This is a genomic window from Cobetia sp. 5-25-4-2 (genome assembly GCF_013374075.1).
Taxonomy (GTDB): Bacteria; Pseudomonadota; Gammaproteobacteria; order Pseudomonadales; family Halomonadaceae; genus Cobetia; species Cobetia marina.
Window position 1 is genome coordinate 674,788 of sequence record NZ_BLWK01000001.1, and the last position, 21,938, is coordinate 696,725.

Consider the following 21,938-nt stretch of genomic DNA (forward strand, 5'->3'; position numbering starts at 1 on the left):
GGCTCAGAGTCCTGTCAGGGACTCAAGACTCAGGATGGCCACTTCAGCCAGCCCGAATCCCAGCAGCGCCCCCGCCAGCACGTCACTGACGTAGTGCAGTCCCAGGATCACGCGGGAAAGCGCGATCAACATGGCAAGCGGCGTGACGAGAATGGCCAGTTCCGGTAGCTGCTGAGCCGTCAGGCTGGCAAACAGCACCGCATGCAGTGTATGGCCACTTGGAAAGCTGTAGCGATCCAGCGGTGGCATGGTGCATTGGATGGTCGTGAAGGTGATGAAGGGGCGTTCCCGGCACAGCCGGGTCTTGAGGGCGCGATACAAAAGGGCGCCGGCCCCCGCCGCCAGTCCGAATTCCAGCATCAACCAGCCACCTTGCACGTGATGGAAGGGCAGGCTGAGTGTCAGCAGCAACCAGACGGGCCAGTCACCGAGGCGCGAGACCACGCGAAAGAGGGTCAGGATCGGCCGATACAGCGCCAGACGTGCCACCTGGCGACACAGCCGCCACTCCAGCAGGTCGAGTCGCTCAAAGACGGGAAGGCTGCGATCGTGCATCGGGCTTCTCCTCGGCGAGGCGTAGACAGGCAAGAAAATGCTCGGCGACCTGGCTCCAGGCCATGGGCTCGACGCGTACACGGGCCGCTCTTCCGAGACGTGCGATACGCGCTGGTCGCTGGCAGACTTCCACTGCCTGTTCGATGAATCTGTCCGGCTGGGTGCAGGGGGCCAGCAACCCCTGGTGGTCATCGCGGATCACTTCCGCAGCGGCCGCGTAGTCGAAGGCCACCACGGCCAATCCACTGGCCATGGCTTCCAGTACCACGTTGCCGAAGGTCTCCGACAGCGAGGGGAACAGGAACAGGTCGGCACTGGCGTAATGGGCAGCCAGCGCCTCGCCGGTCTGGAAGCCGGCGAAGATCGCCTCCGGCAGGCGTTGCTCAAGGCGTTCGCGCAGCGGGCCATCGCCCACCAGTACCAGCGCGATATCCGGCTGCACGGCCTGCATGGCCTCGTAGCTGCGAATCAACAGCTCGATGTTCTTTTCCGCCGCCAGGCGGCCGACATGCAGCGCGACGGGCTGCTGAGGGCCGACGCCCCACTGGCGACGCAGCGCTTCACTGCGATGAACGGGCGAGAAGCGCTGACAATCCAGCCCGCGTCCCACGACCCGGACATGCTTGAAACCCTGTTGCGCGAGAGTGGCGGCCTGGGTGCGTGTCGGGACCAGTGTCAGGTTGGCGGCATTGTGGAAGTGCTTCAGCCCCTGACGTACCAGGGGGCGTAATGCCCTGAGATGATAGTGGGTGCTGTACTGGTCGAAATTGGTATGAAAGCCTGCCACCACGGGCACGCCGAGGCGACGCGCGACCATCAGGGCACTGACCCCCAGCGGTCCTTCGGTGGCGATGTAGATGACGGAGGGCGGATGCTGGCGCCACAGGGCCGTCAGCCGTCTCAGGGCAGGGGCGCCGATCTGAACGGTGTCATAGCCCGGAAGACGGAAGCCGCGTACCTGAAGCTCCTGCGCGACTCGTGGTTCATGGCTGCCGTCGCGGGGTGCGGGCCGCACGAGCTGCAGCTCGCAGCCCCGCGTGATGAGTTGATCGCACAGATGGCTCAGCGTGTGAGCCACGCCATTGATTTCCGGGTGCCAGGTTTCACTGACAAAGGCGATACGCTCCATGACGGCTCCTGATGACCTTTGAACGAAGTATCGGCCATGGGAGTGACGCCTGCATAACAGCGAGGTGACGAAGTGATGACACCCCACGCAGGTGTCGTTGCAGCCGCGGTCACTCCAGCGGGCAATCTCCAGCAGGCAATGCTGCCAGGAGGCAGCGGATTCAAGGCGGTCACAGGTCACAGGTCACAGCTCAAAGATCAATCACGCTGGCCGAAACTGACGCGGGGGCGACAGGCGCGGCATGAAGGACGCCGTGGGCGAGGCATGCCCGACGCTCGTTTGGCAAGGCGAGCCCCTAAAGGGCTCGCCAGTGAGGCCGGCAGCCCCAGTTTCAGCGTTTCTCGAGCAGCTCGCGTGGATTGATCGGCTTGCCGCCATGGCGCACGTCGAAGAGCAGTTCAGGCTGACCGTCATTGCGACGTGCCACGCGACACAGCGGGGTGCCCGGCGTGACCTGCTGACCGACCTTGACCAGTATCTCTCCGCACTGCGCCAATACGCTCTGCAGATTGCCTGAATGGTGAAGGATGACCACATTGCCCAATTGCCGCATGTTGTCGGCAAAGCGGACTTCCCCGCTGGCCGGCGCGCTGGCGACCCCATTGCTGGCCGTGCGAATCCGCATCGGGGCCAGTTGGCCATTGCGGTTGGTGCCGAATTCGCTGATGACTTCGCCGGCGGCAGGCCAGCGCCACGATTGACGCGGTTTCTTCAGCGGACCCGGATCCGGGCGTGCCACGAGACTGCCGCCGCTGGCACGCGCATTGGAAGCGCTTCGGCTGGGGCCACCATTGAGGGGAACCGAGATCAGGGTGCCGACTTTCAGGTCATTGGGGGGAAGCCCCGGATTGGCGGTCTGGATGCGCTGAGGATTGGCTCCGAAGTAACGGCCTATCTTCGAGTAGGTGTCCCCGGGGCGCAGCTGATAGCGATAGGGGCCACCGGAGGGGGCACGCTCACGCGCGGTGGGCACCAGGATGCGCTGCCCGACCTTGAGGTCACGGATCTTGACGCCGGGGTTGAAGCGGGTGAGGCGCAACAGGGGAATGTCAGCGTCGCGTGCGATCTGCCCCAGGGTGTCGCCCTTCTGGATCGTGATCCATTGGCCTGCCGGTGAGCCGGAGTAGCTGCCGGTGGCGCAGCCTGTCAGCCACAGTGCCAGGCTCAGCCACGCCAGTCGCCGCAGCGGCGCGCGAGATGTCCTGTGGAGAAATGTCGAGATGGCGCCCACGGTCAGGCGCACAGCGCCCAGCGGCTCGTGGGGCATGTCAGAGTTGTTCAATGTCGTGTCCTGCACGTGACAGTCGGGCATCCTTGTCCTTCCAGACCTGATTGAGCCATTGCTGAAACCGTTCGCGGTAGGCAGCGTCCGCGTGATAATCCCCGTTCAGCATCCAGGGTTCCACCGGGCGTTGCACGATATCCAGATGGATATCTCCCCCCTTGCCACACAGAAACTCCCAGAAGCTCGCGCTGGCGTGACGATAGTCCAGCGTGGCGTCGAGTATGCCTGACAGGCGGTCGCCGAGAATGCTGATCACCTGAGCGCTGCCGCCGGCGCGCGGCCTGAGCAGATGAGTGTACGGGCTTTGCTGTTGATCATGCTTGCCTGACGTGAAGCGCGTGCCTTCCACGAAGTTGAAGATCGACATGGGCGACTGGCCCGCTCGCTCACAGATGCGGCGTGTCGCGGCACGGTCGCGTTCCGCCAGGCGCGGGTCATTGGCCAGCCGTTCCCTGCTGTAGCGGCGCATGAAGGGGAACTCCAGCGCCCACCAGGCCAGGCCGATGACGGGGACCCAGATCAACTCGCGCTTGAGAAAGAACTTGGGCATGGGCGTGCGATGATGCAATGCATACTGCAGCACGAAGATATCCGTCCAGCTGCGGTGGTTGGAGATCACCAGCCACCAGCGTCGCCTGGCGGAGCCATCCTTCAGGGCGTCCGGCACGTTGACCTGCCAATGGGGGCGTATCCAGGCGCGAATCCACAGATTGTTGGTGCCGATCCACCCCATGGCGAGACGGTTCAGCCCTTCGAGAAGATGAAGCTGCAGACGACGGGACGGGCTGAGCAGCTTGAGCAATGCCAGCAGGTACAGCGGTACCGACCAGAACAGAGTATTGATGATCAGAAACAACAGGCTGATGACGCCTCTGATACTCGACATGAACGACTCCTTCAGCAGATCGCGCCATCCTAATTCACCCGTGACAGGAAACCCACCCCGCTTGCGTGGAGGACAGCAACTCGACGTTGCGCAAACCGTACGCATCTGATGTCGAATGGTGGCGGTTCGTGAGCTGTGGTGTCATTCGCGCGCCGACTTTCCTGTCGGCCGGTGCAAGGGAAGGCCGGACATGGCACTCGGCCATCGTCGTGAGCATGCACCGCCACTCGACGTCCTCTCACGAGATGGACGCCCTTTCAGGGAGCAGAGCGACATGTGGTTGCAGGGAGTGTTGGTGGGGCTGGCGATCGGGGCCTTCGTGTTGATCGCCATCGAGGACGTGATTCATCTCAACAAGGCCAAGACGACCTTGTTGCTGGGGACGTTCAGCTGGTTGCTGCTGTTCATCTTCGGCCCCGGTGCGTTGGGAGTCGATGACGTCGGTGAGTCGCTCAACGAGAATCTGCTGGAAATCGCCACCTTGTGGCTGTTTCTGATGGCGGCGATGACCTTCGTGGCGTTTCTCAATGCCAAGGGACTGATCGCCAATCTCATCTATCGATTGCTGCCGGGCCGCATCGGTGAGCGAGGCCTGCTGTATCTGACCGGCACCTTCGCCTTTGCCTTCTCCTCTCTGGCCGACAACATCACCGCTACGCTGGTGTCGTTGACGCTGGTGCTGTCTCTGGGATTGCCGCCGAAGAAGACGCTGCGTTTCGCGGTGCTGGCGGTGTTTGCCGTCAATTCCGGCGGGGTGGCGTTGATCACCGGTGATGTGACCACACTGATGATCTTCCTCGCCGACAAGGTGCGTATCAGTGAGCTGATGCTGCTGGCCATCCCGGCCTTCGTCAGCGTGATGCTGCTGGCGACGCTGCTGCTGCCCGGGCTTGGGGGAGAAGTCCATCTGTCGCGTGAACGCCGTCCCACCCGGCGTCTGGACCGCTTCGTGGCCTGGCTGTTTCTCGCCACCATCCTCTCCACGCTGGGCCTGAACGTGCTGTTCGGTATCCCGCCCTTGCTGACCTTCCTGTTCGGGATGTCGATCATGTTCCTGCTCGGGCATGTGGCCGAGCGACGCAGTGACAGCGAAGAGCGCAGAATTCTTGATTACATCAGGATAATTGAATTCGACACTCTGCTATTCTTCCTCGGCATCCTGCTGATGGTGGGAGCGCTCAAGGAAGCCCGCCTGCTGGAAGGGCTGGCACAGCTCTATGACGTGATGCCTGCCATGCAGGCCAATTATCTGATCGGCCTGTTGTCGGCATTGGTCGACAACGTGCCGTTGACGGCTGCGGTGCTCAAGGCGGATGTCGGCATGAACGATGCTGAGTGGTTGGCGCTGACCTACGCCGCTGGCGTGGGCGGATCACTGCTGATCATCGGGTCGGCCGCTGGAGTGATTGCGCTCTCCAAGGTGCGCGAGGTGACCTTCATGAGCTACCTGCGCTTCTTCCCGGCGCTGCTGCTGGCGTACAGCGTCGGATACGTCGGCGCCTACTGGCTGGGGGGCCAGGTCACCGACACGCCGATGGACCTGGGAGTGGCGCTCACGTCACTGGGCTCATTGCTGCGCTAGGCGAGGTGGTTTCGGAGGCTTTTTCCGTGACAGTCAGGCGCTCAGCGGTGAAGTGGTGAATTTTTGATCAATCTGACATCGGTCGCCAGATCGCGAAGCCGATGAGTGGATGTACAGAGATTCTTCACAGCTTTTTCCACAGCTTCTGTTGATAACCTGCTTGCGACCAACGTATTACGGCTCTGAGCCACCAGCAGACCTCATGGGGCACCCGAGCATGGCGCACGACAGCCAGTGGCTCGCGAGGGGAGCCCCATGGCGGTGAGTCATGACATGGCTTGCCAATGAAAACGCCCCTGGCGCCAGAGGCGTCAGGGGCGGTGCGGCACTACTGCTTGCGAATCTGGCTCGTGAATCTTGTCCGTCAGGCACTCAGCTGGCAGAGCGTGTGCTCTGGCAGCAGTTGCTCGGCGGCACGCTGATGCTGGCCACTGTCGGCCGTCGCCAGCAGGGCCAGCCCTCCCAGCACCACCATGTGCTCATCACCTTCGGCGAATACCATGCGTTGTGCGTGCGCGGGATAGTAGTGGTATTGCAGCTTGGGGTTGATGGGGAGTACGGCATGGTGGCGCCCGCTCTGCGGCGACATGCCGTGCATCAGCATGCCTTCGCAGACAGCTTCAAGCGTTTCTCCCAGCTCGTCGGCGTTGAAGCCCACGTGATGCAGGCGCGGGCCCATCACCGATAGCCATGCCGCCAGCGGGTTGGCTTCCAGCAGACGCTCGAAGGTGGGCCAGTCCGGCATGTCCCATGGGCGGCACGGCGCCAGCAGGTTCTGTCCCTTGCAGTCGTCACGGTGACTCTGGCTGATGAGCGTCTTCAGCAGGTCTCGGTGAAGGGGAGGCAGGCTATTGGCCTGAAGTTCGGCCAGCATGACTGCCGAGCCGCCATCCGGCGGCAGCAGCAGATCCACCAGTAGGCCACGGTCGGCCATGGCGTACTGCTTCACGCGTCGATAGCCCTGATGATAGAGGCTGGGACGCAGTTTCTCGCTGCGAAATGGCCCCTGATCCAGTGTCACGAACATCAGATATTCGGGCCTGATGCCATCCGGCCAGATGTCCAGCGCTCCGATATCCGGATGGCGGTGAACGAAGTCCAGCCATAGCTGTTGTAGAAATTCCTCGCGTTGCATGAAGCCTCCTTGACGGGATATCGGCACCCTGTGCTGGAGCGATTATAGGTACCTGCCAGATAAGGCCATTCAACGACATTGTCCTTTTTTTCTGACCGACTGTTCGGAGTGTGAAAATGCCAGTGCTGGTGGCGTATTGCGTGGTTCTCATGGTGTGGTCAACCACACCGCTGGCGATTTCATGGAGTGCTTCCGGGTGGCTGCCGGCCTGGTCTGCCATGGGGAGAATGTTAATTGCCGCATGTATCGGTTACCCATTGTTACGCATGCTCGGGCTGAAAATGGATTTCGGTCGCGTGGCAATTCGCAGCTACGTGGCGGCTGCACTGGGGATATGGGGTGGGATGTACTTCGCCTATATTGCTGCCGGTTGGTTACCAAGCGGTATCATGTCGTTACTTTTCGGCTTAGCTCCTCTGCTATCAGGACTTTACGCGCGCTGGTGGTTGAAAAGTGCGCCTCTTGACAAGCTGCAATGGTTAGGTTTCGCATTGGCATTGGGCGGACTGGCCATCGCCGTCTCGGACTCGCTGGCGCTACCACCGGGCAGCTGGAAGGGGGTGGTGACCATGTTGCTGGCGGTCAACTGCTTTGCCGCTTCCGGCGTGCTGGTCCAGCGAGAGCGAGCAGGGCTTCATCCGCTGGTGCAGACCGAGGGCGCGCTGCTCGTCTCGCTTCCGCTCTATCTTCTCGCGGCCCTGCTGGTCGATGGTGTGCCGCAGGCATGGCCGACACAGCGCCCGCTGGGGGCGATCGTCTACCTGGGTATCTTCGGCTCGTTGATCGGGTATCTGTGCTATTACTTCGTGCTGGCACGCCTGTCCGCCAGTACCGTGGCATTGGCCACTCTGATCACGCCGATATTCGCCATGAGTCTCGGCGCTGCCCTGAATGGCGAGATAGTCTCCAGCCGCGTGCTGGCGGGGGCGCTCTTCATCGTCGTGGGCCTGTGTGCCTATCTCTTCGGGCCGCAGTGGCGCGCTCGCCTGCGCGGGGGAGCCGTGACTCGCAGCTGAATGGCACGCCAGTGGATGCCAGAACCGAAAACGCCGCCCCGAGAGGGCGGCGTTTTCGGTTCTGGAGCGACAGCAGCTGGCGAGAGTGGACATCAGCCCTTGGTCTGGAACAGGCGCTTGAGCTCTTCCATGGCGCTCTTGGCGCTGGTGACCAGCGCCTCGGGGTCATGGCGGTTCTCGAAATCGCTCTTGAGCATGGTGTCATCCATCTCGCGGAAGGCGCGGACCACTTCGGCGGCACGTGCGCTTGGATAGCCCATGGCAACCAGCAGTTCGTTGCCCATTTCCAGGCTGCTGGCGTAGGTCTCGCGGATCACGTGTTCCACGCCCAGCTCCATCAGCTCCCAGGCATGGTGGCGATTGCGGGCCCGCACGAACAGCTTGAGCTGCGGGAACTGTTGTCGAACGGTACGCACGATCTGGGTGGTCATCCTGGCGTCATCGACCGCCACCAGCATGATCTGTGCGTGCTCGGCGCCAGCCGCTCGCAGCAGCTCCGATCGGCTGGCGTCGGCGTAGAAGATGCGCGAGCCGAACTGACGCACGAACTCGACCTGGGTGATGTTGGGGTCGAGGGCGGTGAAATTGATGCCCTGGGTCTTGAGAATGCGCGCGCTCATCTGACCGAAACGTCCGAAACCGGCAATCAATACCGGCGGCGCCTCCTGGCCGAAGTCTTCATCGTAGGGACGCTTGGCTTCGCGCGCGGCACCGAACTTGCGCGCATAGCGATACAGGAAGGGCGTAGCGGCCATGGACAGCGTCACGGCGCTGATGACCAGACTGGTAAGCGTCTGATCGAAGATGCCAGCGGCCATGCCAGCGGTCAGCAACACGAAGTCGAATTCTCCGCCCTGAGCCAGTACGGCGGCCAGTGGCAGTGCCTCGGCAAGCTTCAGGCGTGCGACGCGGCCCACCAGCGTGATGACCAGCACCTTGCCGACCATCAGCGCCAGTGTCAGGCCCAGCACCGTCAGCGGGCGTTCCATGACCAGCGAGACGTCCACCGACATCCCGACCGCCATGAAGAACAGCCCCAGCAGCAGGCCCTTGAAGGGGTCGATGTTGGCTTCGAGCTCGTGGCGATAGACGGTATCCGCCAGCAGCACCCCGGCGAGGAAGGCCCCCAGTGCCATGGAAAGCCCGACCCATTCCATCAGCAGAGCGGTACTGATCACCACGAACAGTGCCGCGGCAGTGAAGATCTCGTGGATCTCGCTGCGTGCCACCATCTTCAACAGGCGCGGAACGACGAAGCGGCCAACGATGATGACCGCCGCCACCATGCCGATGCCCTTGGCGACACCGGCCCAGCCGGAGCCGGTGGAGGCGTCGAAGTTGTCGGCGAACAGCGGCAGCAGCGCCAGCAGCGGAATCACGGCCAGGTCCTGGAACAGCAGGATGGCGAAGGTTGACTGGCCATGGGGTGTCGCCAGTTGTTGATTCTCGCTGAGCACCTGCAGCGCAAAGGCGGTAGAGGACAGCGCCAGAATCAGGCCCAGCAAGGCGGCGGCCGGCAGTTCAAGGCCCAGCCATAACCCGACGGGCGTCAGCAGCGCTCCGCATAGCAGCATCTGTGCGCTGCCAAGCCCGGCAAGCTTGAGGCGCATGTCCCACAGGCGCTTGGGTTCGAGTTCCAGTCCGATCATGAACAGCAGCATGACCACGCCGAACTCCGCAAAGTGCAGCACCTCGGTCGGTTCCGAGATGAAGCCGATCAATGACGGCCCCAGCAGCACCCCGATCGCCAGATACCCCAGGATGGACCCCAGCCCCAGGCGCTGAAAGAGCGGCACGGCAACCACGGCGCAGCCCAGCAGCACGGCGCCTTCCATCAACATGTTCATGTTTGCTTCCTTGTCCAGCTACGTGCGAAGAAAGGCGAATTGTCGCCGCAGCTTGCAAGCGCCGCAAGCGCTCCGCTGCGTACTTTCCCGTTGCCGTGAGTGGCTGCCCTGAGGGAGGCACGAGTCAAGGCACTGGCGAGAGGTGGGAAGCTTGCCCCTTGATTGACGGCGCGCGTGCCAAGGCATCAGCTGAGCAACTGGCATGCCGGCTGCAAAAAAAAAGCCCCCGCCATGGGCGAGGGCTTTTCAGGATCAGACAGAAGTCGAGGCGATGATCAGGCCTGCGGCATCAGTGCCTCGTCCTGGACGTACTGGTTGAACTCGGTGAAGCCACCGATGTGGGTCTGATCGACGAAGATCTGCGGCACGGTTTCCACCGGCTTGCCGATGGTCTTTTCCATGTCGGCCTTGGTGATGCCCTCGGCGTGGATGTCGATGTAACGGAAATCGAAATCATCGCGCTTGGCGGTAAGTTCTTCCGCGAGTTCCTTGGCGCGGACGCAGAACGGGCAACCCGGACGACCGAAGATGACTGCCAGCATGAGATTCTCCTTGGAGGGTACGTGATACTCGTCAAGCCCACTGTGACGTGATGTTCGTGGGCTTCCGGCAGAACCGGTGAGTCAATGGATGGATGCCATTGTGCTTGAGCCTCACCGGGTTTGCCAATTGAGCGGCGCTAATTGGGTGATTGCGACACTCAATCATTGCCGACGTGTATCACCCCATCAACAGCAGGTTGGCCCCGAAGCCGCCGACCATGAGCAACACGAACAGGATCAGTGCCAGCAGGAAGGGCTTCATGCCCAGTGAGCGCAGGCGATCCATGCGTGTCTCGACCCCGAGTCCCGCCATCGCCATGGTCAGGGCGACGCTCCCCAGCACGGACAGGTTGGCGTGCAGGGCGGCAGGAATCTCGCCGGTGCTGTTGATCCCGGCCATGGCGATGAAACCGAGGGCGAACCAGGGAATGGTCATGCTGCCGCCGGCATCACGGTCATCCCCCTCGCTGCGGCTGCGCATGGCCCACAGCTTGGGCAGCAGGAGCAGGAAGGGGACCAACATCATCACGCGCATCAGCTTGACGATCAGGGCATTGGCCAGGGCGTCCGGACCTACCGCCTCACCTGCCGCCACGACCTGAGCGACCTCGTGAATGGTCGAGCCGATGTAGATGCCGAACAGCCCCTCATGCATGCCGGTCAGCGGGTAGAGCAAGGGGTAGGCCAGCATGGCCAGCGAGCCGAACAGTACCACCGTGGCCACGGCCATGGCGGTGGCTGCCGGGCGTGCCTTGATCATGGATTCCGTCGCCAGCACGGCCGCGGCGCCGCAGATGGCAGAGCCGGCACTGGTCAGCAAGGCGGTATCGCGATCCAGGCCCAGCCAGCGCGTGCCCAGGAAATAGCCGCAGCTCAACACGGCGGCGATGACGATGACATCCAGCACGACCACGCTCCACCCCAGGCCGAGAATCTGCTGCAAGGTGATCGACAGTCCGAACAGGATGATGCCGAGTCGCAGCAGCTTCTTGGTCGCGACATGCAGCCCTGGTGCCAGTACCCGGGCATGGCGGCTGGTGATGGGCAGGTTGCCGACCACGATGCCGCACAGCAGCGCGAAGACCAGCGGACTGACGCCGGTCGCGGCGAGGGTCGGAATGGCGTGCAGCCCCAGCCCCGCCAGTGTCAGCCCGCCGCACAGCGCGAGTCCCGGCACCATTCGGCGCAGCCGTTCCGTGACAGGGGGGGCAGTCAGCGTCTGTGCGTCCATTGGCTTTCTCCTTGGTGGGCGTGTCGGGTCAGGTCTTGTCGCGTGAAGGTCTTGAGTGCTTGTGAGGGCGTTGCATGCTTAGTGCTTCTGGTTTGATGAATAGTTTATGCAGGAATATTATTGGGCAGTTAGTCGATTATTCCTTTACCACTTACCGGAAAAACCGATATGCAGATCCATATCACCCTGCGCCAATTACAGGTCTTCGTCGCCGTGACTCGCCAGGGCTCGGTCAGTGGTGCCGCCCGAGAGATAGGGCTTTCGCAATCGGCGGCGAGCCAGGCGCTTTCAGAGCTGGAGCGCCATCTTGACGTCGCGCTGTTCGAGCGGCTCGGGCGACGGTTGGCCCTCAATGCCAATGGCCGTCGTCTGCTGGCGCGTGCCGAACAGCTGCTGGAACAGACCCATGCACTGGAGCTGGAGGCCCGTGAGCCCGGGCTGGAGGAGGGGTTCCTGCGAGGCGAGCTGGAAATCGCCGCCAGCGCGACCATCGGGACCTGGCTGTTGCCCGGCCTGGCAGGGGCCTTCATGCGTGAAAACCCCGGGACCGAGCTCAACCTGCGCCTGCGCAATACCCATCAGGTGGTGGAGGCGGTGCTCAACTACGATGCCGAGCTGGGGCTGATCGAAGGGGATTGTCACGCGCCACGCCTGATGAGCCAGACCTGGCGTGAGGATGAACTGGTGGTGGTGGCGCCGCCGTCCCACCCGCTGGCGATACGTGCAACGGCACTCGATGACGAGGATCTGGCCAATGCCGACTGGATTCTGCGCGAGGGAGGGTCGGGCACGCGGGCGGTCTTCGAACGTGCACTGCATGGGCGAATCGAGCGTCTCAAGGTGCGCATGGAGCTGGGGCAGCATGAGGCCATCAAGCAGGCTGTATTTGCCGGCCTCGGGCTGGGCTGCCTTTCACGCCTGTCTGTGGATGCGGAGCTGTCCCGCGGGGAGCTGGTCGTGCTGGAGACGCCCCAGCTCAACCTCAAGCGGCATTTTTCCATGCTCTGGCATCCGGAGCGCTATCGAAGCCCCCTGTGGCAGGCGGTCAAGGTCTATCTGGAAGCCAGTCCGCGGTGAGCCGCGCGGCGGCTTGATAGTCTGCTAACATGAGCGTTTTCTGACACTCGGCCACGAGGTTGCCGCTTCGCACTGGCGCGTGCCATCGCGGGCGATGCGTGAGGGTCGGGAGCGTCTGAGGGTCTGTCTAGCGTCCATGGAGATGATGATGAGCACTGCGACAAGCACGACGGTCGAGCTTTTCTACAACGAGAGTGATGCCCGTGAAGCAGCACAGGGCAATGAGGCGGGTGAGCAGGATGCGACGCCGCTGGTGATTCTGCATGGTCTGTTCGGGAGCGCGGACAACTGGCGCTCGCATATCAAGTTCTGGTCGCAGTCGCGTCGCGTCATCGCGGTGGATCTGCGCAATCATGGTCGCAGCCCGCATGTGGCGGGCATGAGCTACCCGGAGCAGGCCGCTGACGTGATCGCTCTGCTCGATCAGCTCGATATCCCCACCTGTGATCTCATGGGGCACTCCATGGGGGGCAAGGTGGCCATGCAGGTCGCACTGCAGGCACCTGAACGACTGCGCAGTCTCGTGGTGGCGGATATCGCGCCCATCGCCTATGGACACGGGCACGATGAGATATTCGCTGCCTTCGAGGCCGTGCGTGAGGCGCGTCCTGCCTCGCGCAAGGACGCTGACAACGTGATGGCACGCCATGTGGAAACGCCGGTTATCCGTCAGTTCCTCGCCACCAACCTGGTGCGCGATGAGGACGGCAGCATGGGCTGGCGAGTCGGGCTCGATCACATCGCGGCGGGTTACCCCCAGATCGTCGAGGCGCCTCAGGCACACGGCGAGGTGGAACTGCCGGCCCTGCTGCTGTGGGGCGAACGTTCCAGTTACGTGCAGGCCGACGGGCTCCAGGCAATGCGCGAGCACTTCCCGCGCCTGGAAGATGCCTCGCTGGATGCCGGCCACTGGCTGCATGCCGAGCGAGCAAGCGAGTTCCAGCAGGCCGTCGAGACGTTTCTTGAACGCGTCGCACGCGCTTGAGCAGCTCACGTCATGCGCCTGCGCCGCTGGCGGCGCCCCGCGTGCCTGACGAAGACGGCACGATACCGGTGACGCGTCACGAGCGTCTGGTGATCGCGCTGGTCACGCTGCTGCAGTTCGCCGTCATCATGGGCTTCACCATGGTGATGGCATTGGGGCCGGATTTCGCGCAGTCGCTGGACATTCCGCTGGACCACCTGGGCTACATCGTCGGCAGCTACCCGCTGGCAGCGGCGGTGGGTACCTTGCTGTGGACGCGGCATGCGGATCGTTTCGATCGTCGCTGGGCCGTGCTGGGCTTTCTGTTCGGTGCCGCGCTGTGTCATCTGATCGCGAGCTTCGCCACCGGATTCGAGACGCTGCTGGCCGCGCGCATGCTGGGCGGGCTGTTCGGTGGGCCGGCGGCGGCCACGGCACTGGCCATCGTGATCGATGTCGTGCCGGGAATCCGGCGTGGGCGTGCCATGGGGATGGTGATGGGGGCCTTCTCGGTGGCCTCGGTGCTGGGGCTGCCCTTCGCGCTGTGGTTGTCCGAAGGCTTTGGCTGGCAGGCGCCATTCCGGGCCGTCGCGCTGCTGGCGTTGCTGGTCTGCGGGTTGCTGGCCTGGGTGCTGCCGCCGATCCGGGGGCATCTGGACAATCCTCGCAGTCGCGCCGGTACCTCCATCGCCACCATTCTCGCGCAGCCGAATCACCGGCTCGGGCTGGCGCTGATCGCCACCGCGATGTTCAGCAACTTCCTGGTGATTCCCAATCTCTCCAGCTATCTGCTGTTCAATCTCGATCTGCCTCGCGAGGATCTCGGCGGGCTCTACATGATCGGAGGCGGACTGTCGCTGGTGGGCATGCAGCTGACCGGGCGGCTGTGTGATCGCTTCGGCAGTGTCTGGCCCGGCACCATTACCTGTCTGCTGACGGCGCTGGTGGGCTGGGCCTTCCTGCTTCATTCGCCGGGGCCGTCGCTGGTGTGGGTGGGGTTTGGTGCCTACATGCTGTTCTCCTCGGCGCGGCGGGTGGCACAGAACACGCTCAACAGCTTCATTCCTGCCGAGCACGAGCGGGCCGCCTTCACCAGCACCCAGAGCGCCGTTCAGCACCTGAGTTCTGCCGCGGGCAGTTATCTCGGGGCGGCGCTGCTGGTCAGCTCGCCGGGTGGCGCCCTTGAGGGCATGCCACTGCTCGTGGCGGTGCTGGTGGTCGCGCTGGTGATCCAGCCTGTGCTGATGGCGTGGCTGGCGCGGCGTCTGGCCAGGCGGGCGTCAGCCGGCAGTCCGGTGGATGGCAGGCGCTGACAGGAAGGTCTCTGGAGGCAAGGGGCGGGGGCATCCTCGCGTCATCTGGCAGAAAGCAAACGACGCCCTGTCGGGAAACCGGCAGGGCGTCGTCGTGTCTGTCATCGGCCGTCTATTCAGGGCGCGTTGACGTCGATGGCCAGGTGGTCGAGTGACTGGCGCTGCTTGATCATGCCGCGCTCGTACAGGAAGTTCTCGAAGTCACGGTAGCGGCCGGCATCCAGTGCGGCCGGACGCAGGGCGAAGCGCGGCAAGGTGGCATACCAGGCTTTCTTGTTGAGCGCGGTATCGAGTGCCGGGTCGGACTCGCGGAACAGCTTCCAGCCCTTGTCAGGGTGGTTGATCATCCAGGCGGTGGCTTCACCGACGGCGGACAGGAAGGCGGCGTACTGCTCGTGCTTGCGAGAATAGCTGTCGCTGTTGGCGACGAAGATCAGTTCGTCATACGTCGGCACGCCTTCTTCCTCGATGTAGAAGGCGCGGCCCTTGACGCCTTCCTGTGCCATCTGGGCGAGTTCGAAGTTGCGGAATGCCCCGGTGACGGCGTCGACCTTGCGGGTCAGCAGTGACGGCGTCAGCGAGAAGTTGACGTTGGTCAGGGTGATGTCATCCAGTGTCAGGCCGCTGTTCTGGAGCATGGTGGACAGCAGGACTTCCTCCACGCCACCGACGGAATAGCCGACACGCTTGCCCTTGAGGTCGGCCATCGACTGGATGTCACTGTCTGCGCGCACGACCACCACGTTGAGCGGGGTGGCCACCAGCGTGCCGATGCGCACCAGCGGCAGCCCTTGATCCACCTGCAGGTGCAGCTGGGGCTGATAGCTGATGGCGATGTCGACGCGCTCCGCTGCGGCAAGCTTGGGGGGGACGCTGGGGTCTGCCGGAGCTATCAGCTCGACGTCCAGACCATGTTGCTTGAACAGGCCCAGTTCCTGAGCCAGCACCAGCGGCCCGTGGCCGGGATTGGTGTACCAGTCGAGCATGACCTTGAGGTGCGTGAGGGGCTTGGCATCGGTGGCGGCCGCTTGCGGGTCCTGCACATCGCCAGCGGCGGGGCGGGTCTGTTGCTCGGTCTCGGCAGCCTGCTTGGCAGAAGCGTCTGGCTCGAGGGTGGCACCGTCCTGCCCGGTCTTGGTGACCGCTGCCGCTGCACTGTCACTGGCGGTCGGGGCCTGGGGCTCGGCGCTGGCGCCAGTCTCGGCTGACAGGGCGAAGGTGCTCAGGCTGAGGGTTGTCAGCAGCGTCGCGAAGAGGCAGGACAGCTTGCCGGAACGGCGGATCGCCGATGGCGAGAATGGCATGGCGGTATTCCTTGTGGTGTCGAGAATGTGAGGCCGTCAGGACATCGCCTGACAGCCGGAAGCGCTCAGTTCAAACGGGTCAGGCGATCCCGATGCCAGGGCATCAGGCGACGCAGCAGGGCATCCAGCGTGAAATACAGCAGCAGCGAAAAGGCGACCAGCACCAGCAGAGCGGCGAACATCAGGTCGATTTCCATGCGGGCATTGGCATTGAGCATCAGATAGCCGAGGCCCTGGCTTGCGCCGGCCCACTCACCGATGACGGCCCCGATGGGAGCGGCTGTCGCTGCCATGCGCACGCCGGAAGCCAATGCCGGCAGCGCGGCGGGCAGTTGGACATGCAGCAGCAGCCGCCACGGGCTGGCACCCAGGGTGTGGGCGAGATCCAGCCAGCCCTGAGGGGTCTGGCGCAGGCCGTCGTAGCCGGTGGAGGCCACGGGGAAATAGATGATCAGCGTGGCCATCACGACCTTGGAGAGCATGTCATAGCCCAGCCACAGCACCAGCAGTGGGGCGATCGCGAACAGCGGAATCACCTGGCTGATCAGCAGCAATGGCAGCAGGGTGCGCCGCAGACGAGGGATGAACGCCAGTGCCAGCGCGGTGCTCAGTCCGAGAAGGACCCCCAGTACCAGCCCGCCAAGAATCTCGGCGAAGGTGATGCCGGCGTGGTGTGCCAGCATCGGGGCCTGACGGACCAGCACCTCCGCGACTGCCAGTGGCGCTGGCAGGATGTAGGGCGGCACGGCCGTGGTGATGATCACCAGTTGCCAGAGTCCCAGCAGGACGGCGGCGCTGATGGCGAGATGACGCAGGGCATGCAGGCGTTTCATGGCGTCTCCTCGCCGTCGCGCAGGCGTGTGATCAATTCGGACTGGGCCTGCTGCAGGGCGGGCAGGTCCAGCGGCACCGGGCGAGGCGGCGAGAGCCCCGGCAAGCGGTCGAGCACTGCCCCCTGCTGGCTGTCGCGGCCCGGACGCAGCACCAGCAGTTGGTCGGCCAGGCGCAGCGCCTCGAGCGGGTCATGCGTGACCATCAACACGGTGCGTCCGTCCAGCAGCCGGCTGGCGAGATCATGCAGTTCGAGTCGCGTGATGGCGTCCACTGCGGAGAAGGGCTCATCCATCATCACCACCGGAGCCTGCTGGTAGAGCGTTCGCGCCAATGCGACGCGTTGGCGTTGCCCGCCGGAGAGGGCGTCTGGCCAGGCCTGCTCGCGCCCCTCCAGACCCACCGCTGCCAGCAGTTCGCGAGCCCGCTCGGTATCGCGAGGGCGACGATGGAGATCATCTCCCAGACACAGGTTGTCCAGCACCCGGCGCCAGGGCAGCAGCAGGTCCTGCTGCGCCATCCAGGCGACGCGACCCGCCAGTGGCTTGCCATCATCGGTGGTGAGTTCCAGCGTGTGATGGTCGGGCATCTCGAGGCCGGCCAGCAGGCGCAGCAGTGAGCTCTTGCCGCAGCCTGAGCGGCCCAGCAAGGCCGTCCAGCTTCCGGCATCCAGACGCGCCGACAGATCACGAAACAGCGTATGGCTGGCGTAATCGATGCGAGCGTTGTTGAGGGAGAGTCCCAGCGACACAGTGTCATCCGTGGTCAGGCGGCATGCCGAGGGGAGGAAGCACGCAGGGCGCCTGACGCTTGGGCAGGTGACCGGAATTCCCTCCGCCGGTATCAACCGGATCAGGTTCCAGGGGTTGCCATGCGACGTGACGCATCGGCTCTCAGCCCACTTTCGGGCACCCCCATCCAGGCCGACAGTGTACCGTCACCTGCCCGCCGGTTGCATCCCTGCCATCGTCGGGGTGGCTGTCGTGTGGCTATGCTGCATGGCCCGGTGTTGGGTATGCTATCGAGGTATCGCAGCCTCAAGGAGATCAACATGCCTGATACCCCGGATCTCTCGACCTGCTCCAGCGGTTATCCCGTGCCACCGCGGCGACCCGTGATGCCAGACGCGACATCCGTGCCCAATGGCTGGCCGGAGGATGCGCTGACTCGCCGTCTTTCCACCTATCTGGGGCATGCGCTGGAGCCGCTGGCACTTGCCTGGCCGGATAGTGCCAACTGGTTGTGGCGACAGCGTGGCGGCACCCCCGGCCTGATCAAGCTGGCGCGGACCGGCCCGGATCACGACCCCTTCTGGCGAGCGATGCGCGGTGTCTTCGGCGCCGATCGCTGGGCGCAACCTGAGGCCCTGACACGGCTGGCGGGCGCGTTGCCGGCGCGTTTGCCCATCCCTCCGCTGCCGCTGACCTATCTGGGACGTCTCGATGGCGCGCCCGTCTGGCATCTGCCGTGGTCCAGCGGTCAGCCCAGTGATCTCAGTGACACCTTCTGTGAGTTGCTGGGAGATCAGGTCGGGCGGCTGCATCAGGACACCGTGTCCGGCTTTGGTCAGCCCCTTGCCCAGCCCATGCCGTTGCTGCATTGGAATGCCCGCGTGACGCGTTTTCTCGCGCGCCATCCCCTGTCCCACGAGCTGGGGGACCTGCCATCACGCACCTTCTCGCATCCCGCTCGCGCCGTCTGGAGTCTGCCGGACCTGCGCGCGGACCAATATCTGTGCGCCGCCACCGGCTGGGTATGGAGCGACTGGGAGGCACTGGTGTGGGCTCCGATCGAGTTCGACTGGGCACTGATCGAGTTGTTGCTGGAGACGCCGAGTCAGCGTGAGGCCTTCCTCGCCGGTTATTCGCGTCATGGGCGCATGGTCGATATCGACGGTCAGCGTGAGCTGTGCCGAGCCCTGTTGTGGGCGATGGAAGCCTTCGGTCCGACCCGCTACGCCGAGCTGGCGGCAGCCCCGGCCTGGGTGTCGCCGAGAAGCCTGACATGTTGATCGCAAGTCCATGAATATTTGAGAAATTTCTCTGCAGCCTCGTCGCTGACATGGAATACTGTCTCTGGGCCGTCGCAGACGTGATTCGAGACTTGGTGCCGGGAATGGCGGGGGAGCACACGTGGTAGAGAATCTGAACTATTACTTCTTGCTGGCGGGCATGCTCATCGCCTTGAGCGTGCTGGCAAGTCGGGTCTCGGCTCGTCTCGGCATGCCCCTGCTGTTGCTGTTCCTGGGACTCGGCATGCTGGCGGGGGAGGATGGCGTGCTCGGCATCCAGTTCGATGATGCCTCTACCGCGTACCTGATCGGCAATCTGGCGTTGGCACTCATTCTGCTCGATGGCGGTCTGCGCACCCGCCTCTCGACCTTCCGTGCGGGTCTCAAGCCGGCATTGGTGCTGGCGACCGTCGGGGTCTTCATGACCAGCGGGCTGGTGGGGCTGCTGGCCATGTGGCTGTTTGACCTGACCTTGATCGAAGGCCTGCTGGTCGGGGCCATCGTCGGCTCCACCGATGCCGCCGCCGTGTTCTCGCTGCTGGGCGGGCAGGGGGTGCACCTCAACGAGCGGGTCGGGGCGACGCTGGAGATCGAGTCCGGTACCAACGACCCGATGGCCATCTTCCTCACCATCACTCTGGCCGAGATACTGACCGGACAGCTGTCGGGGGTCGCCGCCGGACTCATGAGCTTCGCGCTGCAGTTCGGGGTCGGCGCGGGCATGGGGATCGCCGGTGGCTGGTTGATCGCCCGTCTGATGCGCTATCTGGATCTGGCGCCCGGCCTCTATTCCCTGCTGGCGCTGGCGCTGGGCCTGAGCCTGTTCGCGACGACCAATGAGCTCGGTGGCAGTGGCTTCCTGGCCATCTATCTGTGTGGCCTGATGATCGGCAATCATCCGGGGCGCCACCTCGAACACATCCTGCCGGTGCATGATGGACTGGCCCACCTGTCCCAGATCGTGCTGTTCCTGATGCTGGGTCTGCTGGTCTCACCCTCCACGATGCTGCAGTTCGCGCTGCCAGCCGCCATTCTGAGCGTGGCGCTGATCCTGTTCGTGCGCCCCCTGGCCGTGATCCTGTGTCTCAAGCCTTTCTTCCGCTTCCGCTGGCGAGAGCTGTGGTTCATCAGCTGGGTCGGGTTGAGGGGGGCGGTGCCGATCGTGCTGGCGATCTTCCCGGTGATCACCGGGGTCGAGAATGCCGGTGTCTACTTCAATGTCGCCTTCTTCGTGGTGATCATCTCGCTGCTGGTGCAGGGCTCGTCGCTGGCTCCCATGGCGCGCAAGCTCAGGGTGGTGGTGCCGCCGGGTGCACAGCCCAGCCGCCGCAATCTGCTGGGCATCATGCCCGTCAACGATTACGAGATGCTGGTCTACCGGGTCGACAACACGGCGCTGGAAGGCGTGGCATTGCGCATGCTGCGCTTCCCCTCCGGGGCCAAGGTCGGGGCGCTATTCCGCAACAAGGTGCTGATCCATCCCAAGGGCAGCACCTGTCTGCATCAGAAGGACGTGCTGTGCGTCGTCGGGCGCTCCTGCGATGTGCCAAGCCTCAATCGCATGTTCAATGGCGAGAGTCTGCAGCATGAACAGCGCGCCTTCTTCGGCACCTTCACCCTGGAAGGGGATGCCAACATGCAGGATATCGCCGATGTCTACGGACTGACGCTCTCTCAGGGCGAGCAGCACCTGACCATCGCCGAGTTCATCACCCGCAGAGTCGGCGGGGTGCCGGTGGTCGGGGATGATGTCGACTGGCATGGCATTCACTGGGTGGTGAATGAGGTCGAGGGCAATCGCATCACCAAGGTGGGGCTGCGCCTGCATTGACGCGGTTCTTTGCGGCGTGGCCCGGTTCTGCCTGTCGTGACGCCAGACTGGCACGGCGCTTGGTGGCGGGTTTATGCATTGCGTGTAATGTGCTGATCTCCTTTCGACTGAGGGATGACGTACCCTTGGCTCGTCAGGCCTTTACCCGCCTGGTCTGGCTGGCCACGAATGGTGGTCAGCAGCCAAGGAGATAGTCTCATGGGCAGTCCACATCCACACCTTGCGCGCTGGCTGTTGCGATTCGAGGATTTCCCACCAGGCCTCACCGAGGACGAGAAGACCTTCCACGCCACCTTCAATGTGGTGTATGTGCTCGCGATAGCGAGTCACCTGCTGTATGCCGGTCTGATGCTCTGGCTGGGAGAGATGGGCATTCTGGCGCTGGATCTGGGCATGCTGGTGGTGGACCTTGTCTGTCTACAGCTGCATCGCGCGCGCCGAGAGGTACTGGCCGCCAACCTGCTGGCATTGGGTACCTGTGCCCAGATAAGTCTGTCCCTGGGCTATTTCGGTCCAGCCCCCGGTTTCGATTATTTCTATTTCGGTGCGCTGCTGTGCATCTACTGCATTCGCATGCCCTTCACACGCCGCCTGCTGCTGTGTCTCATCTGCCTGAGCATGCCGCTGCTGGCCTATGTCGTGCTGATGTTCCAGGGGGTGGCCAATCCGCTGCCGCCCGGGTGGGCATTCGCGTTCCGACTGATCAATCTCTGCGTTCTGACCGTGTTCTTCACCCTCGTGCTGGTACAGATGGGGTGGTCGGCGGATCGCTTGCGCCAGCGTTTCGAGTCACGCGAGCGGTTCGATGAGTTGACCGGGGCGCTGAGTCGCGCGGAACTGATCGACAAGGGGCGTGAGATGTTGATGGGAACACAGCCCATCAGCGTGATGATGGTGGATGTCGACCACCTGGGGCTGATCAACGAGACCTGGGGACGCGCGGCGGGCGACCAGGTGCTCAAGGAGCTGGTGAAGCGCATGCGCAGTATCCTGCGCGGAGAGGATCTGATCGGTCGCTATGGCGGGGAGGAGTTCGTGCTGCTGAGTCCGCGGCTGCATGGTGAGCGCGCCGACCAGGTGGCGGAGCGTCTGTGCAAGGGGGCCTCGGCATTGCCCTTCGTCATCAATGACGGCATCAACAGTCTCGATGTCAGTCTCTCGATCGGCGTCGCCCAACGCCAGTCCGGGGACAAGGATCTGGAAAGCCTGATCGCCAAGGCGGACGTCAACCTGTTCCGCGCCAAGCGCGAAGGCTGCAATCGTTTCGTCAGCGACAACCAGCTGGGGCCGGTATCGCGCAGCAGCGAATCTCACGGCAGCAGGTCGTGAGGCGGTGATCAGCAGTGAGAGCGACAGTGGAGGAGGTTCCACTGTCGCGGTGTCGCGTACGGTGCGCGAA

At 63.6% G+C, this 21,938-nt stretch carries 19 protein-coding genes and 1 riboswitch; of the genes, 8 read left to right on the plus strand and 11 right to left on the minus strand.

Annotated features, from left to right (window positions below; genetic code table 11):
• Positions 1-3 precede the first annotated feature (3 nt).
• The 4 genes from HXS65_RS02950 to HXS65_RS02965 form a co-directional block, all read right to left on the minus strand.
• Positions 4-555 (minus strand): phosphatase PAP2 family protein, encoded by a 552-nt coding sequence (locus HXS65_RS02950; RefSeq protein WP_176493043.1) that lies wholly within the window; start codon positions 553-555, stop codon positions 4-6.
• Positions 527-1,684, minus strand: a complete 1,158-nt coding sequence (locus tag HXS65_RS02955) for a glycosyltransferase family 1 protein (RefSeq protein ID WP_084208998.1) — start codon at positions 1,682-1,684, stop codon at positions 527-529. The genes HXS65_RS02950 and HXS65_RS02955 overlap by 29 nt, the downstream gene beginning before the upstream one ends.
• A 331-nt stretch (positions 1,685-2,015) precedes the next feature.
• Positions 2,016-2,966 carry a LysM peptidoglycan-binding domain-containing protein gene (locus tag HXS65_RS02960; protein ID WP_255304395.1) on the minus strand — a complete coding sequence of 317 codons (951 nt, stop codon included), beginning with the start codon at positions 2,964-2,966 and terminating at the stop codon, positions 2,016-2,018.
• On the minus strand, positions 2,953-3,855 hold the full coding sequence (locus HXS65_RS02965; protein ID WP_176493044.1) for an acyltransferase: 903 nt from the start codon (positions 3,853-3,855) through the stop codon (positions 2,953-2,955). Before HXS65_RS02965 ends, HXS65_RS02960 begins: the two co-directional genes overlap by 14 nt.
• 274 nt (positions 3,856-4,129) lie before the next feature.
• On the opposite strand from HXS65_RS02965, the gene nhaD reads away from it, so the two are divergent.
• The gene (nhaD, locus tag HXS65_RS02970; RefSeq protein ID WP_077373243.1) at positions 4,130-5,437 is read left to right on the plus strand and encodes a sodium:proton antiporter NhaD; all 1,308 of its coding nucleotides are present in this window, start codon (positions 4,130-4,132) and stop codon (positions 5,435-5,437) included.
• A gap of 364 nt (positions 5,438-5,801) precedes the next feature.
• Here nhaD and HXS65_RS02975 read toward each other — a convergent pair whose 3' ends face one another.
• A complete protein-coding gene (locus HXS65_RS02975; protein WP_077372760.1) occupies positions 5,802-6,572 on the minus strand; it encodes a DUF1338 family protein in 771 nt (256 codons plus the stop codon).
• Between the two features lie 149 nt (positions 6,573-6,721).
• Here HXS65_RS02975 and HXS65_RS02980 point away from each other — a divergent pair, with 149 nt between their 5' ends.
• On the plus strand, positions 6,722-7,588 hold the full coding sequence (locus HXS65_RS02980) for a DMT family transporter (protein WP_169477155.1): 867 nt from the start codon (positions 6,722-6,724) through the stop codon (positions 7,586-7,588).
• 92 nt (positions 7,589-7,680) lie between these two features.
• Here the strand turns inward: HXS65_RS02980 and HXS65_RS02985 are convergent, their stop codons facing one another.
• The 3 genes from HXS65_RS02985 to HXS65_RS02995 form a co-directional block, all read right to left on the minus strand.
• On the minus strand, positions 7,681-9,435 hold the full coding sequence (locus HXS65_RS02985) for a monovalent cation:proton antiporter-2 (CPA2) family protein (protein WP_176493045.1): 1,755 nt from the start codon (positions 9,433-9,435) through the stop codon (positions 7,681-7,683).
• Between the two features lie 275 nt (positions 9,436-9,710).
• The gene (locus HXS65_RS02990; protein WP_077372769.1) at positions 9,711-9,977 is read right to left on the minus strand and encodes a GrxA family glutaredoxin; all 267 of its coding nucleotides are present in this window, start codon (positions 9,975-9,977) and stop codon (positions 9,711-9,713) included.
• Positions 9,978-10,155: 178 nt separating this feature from the next.
• Positions 10,156-11,208, minus strand: coding sequence for a YeiH family protein (locus tag HXS65_RS02995; protein ID WP_255304396.1), 1,053 nt, complete (start codon positions 11,206-11,208; stop codon positions 10,156-10,158).
• Between the two features lie 168 nt (positions 11,209-11,376).
• Between HXS65_RS02995 and HXS65_RS03000 the strand changes: the two genes are divergently transcribed.
• The 3 genes from HXS65_RS03000 to HXS65_RS03010 all read left to right on the plus strand — a co-directional run bounded on the left by HXS65_RS03000 (position 11,377) and on the right by HXS65_RS03010 (position 14,562).
• Positions 11,377-12,285, plus strand: coding sequence for a LysR substrate-binding domain-containing protein (locus HXS65_RS03000; protein WP_077372772.1), 909 nt, complete (start codon positions 11,377-11,379; stop codon positions 12,283-12,285).
• Between the two features lie 148 nt (positions 12,286-12,433).
• Positions 12,434-13,270 (plus strand): alpha/beta fold hydrolase, encoded by an 837-nt coding sequence (locus HXS65_RS03005; RefSeq protein WP_176493046.1) that lies wholly within the window; start codon positions 12,434-12,436, stop codon positions 13,268-13,270.
• Positions 13,267-14,562 carry an MFS transporter gene (locus HXS65_RS03010; RefSeq protein ID WP_176493047.1) on the plus strand — a complete coding sequence of 432 codons (1,296 nt, stop codon included), beginning with the start codon at positions 13,267-13,269 and terminating at the stop codon, positions 14,560-14,562. The genes HXS65_RS03005 and HXS65_RS03010 overlap by 4 nt, the downstream gene beginning before the upstream one ends.
• A 116-nt stretch (positions 14,563-14,678) precedes the next feature.
• Here the strand turns inward: HXS65_RS03010 and HXS65_RS03015 are convergent, their stop codons facing one another.
• From HXS65_RS03015 to HXS65_RS03025, 3 genes are all read right to left on the minus strand, one after another.
• Positions 14,679-15,866 (minus strand): ABC transporter substrate-binding protein, encoded by a 1,188-nt coding sequence (locus HXS65_RS03015; RefSeq protein ID WP_255303024.1) that lies wholly within the window; start codon positions 15,864-15,866, stop codon positions 14,679-14,681.
• 65 nt (positions 15,867-15,931) lie between these two features.
• Positions 15,932-16,699, minus strand: a complete 768-nt coding sequence (locus tag HXS65_RS03020; RefSeq protein ID WP_077372781.1) for an ABC transporter permease — start codon at positions 16,697-16,699, stop codon at positions 15,932-15,934.
• Entirely contained in the window at positions 16,696-17,448 is a 753-nt protein-coding gene (locus HXS65_RS03025) for an ABC transporter ATP-binding protein (RefSeq protein WP_205700454.1), read from the minus strand. Before HXS65_RS03025 ends, HXS65_RS03020 begins: the two co-directional genes overlap by 4 nt.
• A gap of 61 nt (positions 17,449-17,509) precedes the next feature.
• Positions 17,510-17,623, minus strand: a riboswitch (TPP riboswitch).
• 125 nt (positions 17,624-17,748) lie between these two features.
• Between HXS65_RS03025 and HXS65_RS03030 the strand changes: the two genes are divergently transcribed.
• From HXS65_RS03030 to HXS65_RS03040, 3 genes are all read left to right on the plus strand, one after another.
• On the plus strand, positions 17,749-18,708 hold the full coding sequence (locus HXS65_RS03030; protein ID WP_084208992.1) for a hypothetical protein: 960 nt from the start codon (positions 17,749-17,751) through the stop codon (positions 18,706-18,708).
• A 121-nt stretch (positions 18,709-18,829) separates the two neighbouring features.
• Positions 18,830-20,539 carry a potassium/proton antiporter gene (locus HXS65_RS03035; protein ID WP_255303023.1) on the plus strand — a complete coding sequence of 570 codons (1,710 nt, stop codon included), beginning with the start codon at positions 18,830-18,832 and terminating at the stop codon, positions 20,537-20,539.
• Between the two features lie 198 nt (positions 20,540-20,737).
• Complete coding sequence (locus tag HXS65_RS03040; RefSeq protein ID WP_167593029.1) at positions 20,738-21,868, plus strand: GGDEF domain-containing protein; 1,131 nt, start codon at positions 20,738-20,740, stop codon at positions 21,866-21,868.
• Positions 21,869-21,938 lie beyond the last annotated feature (70 nt).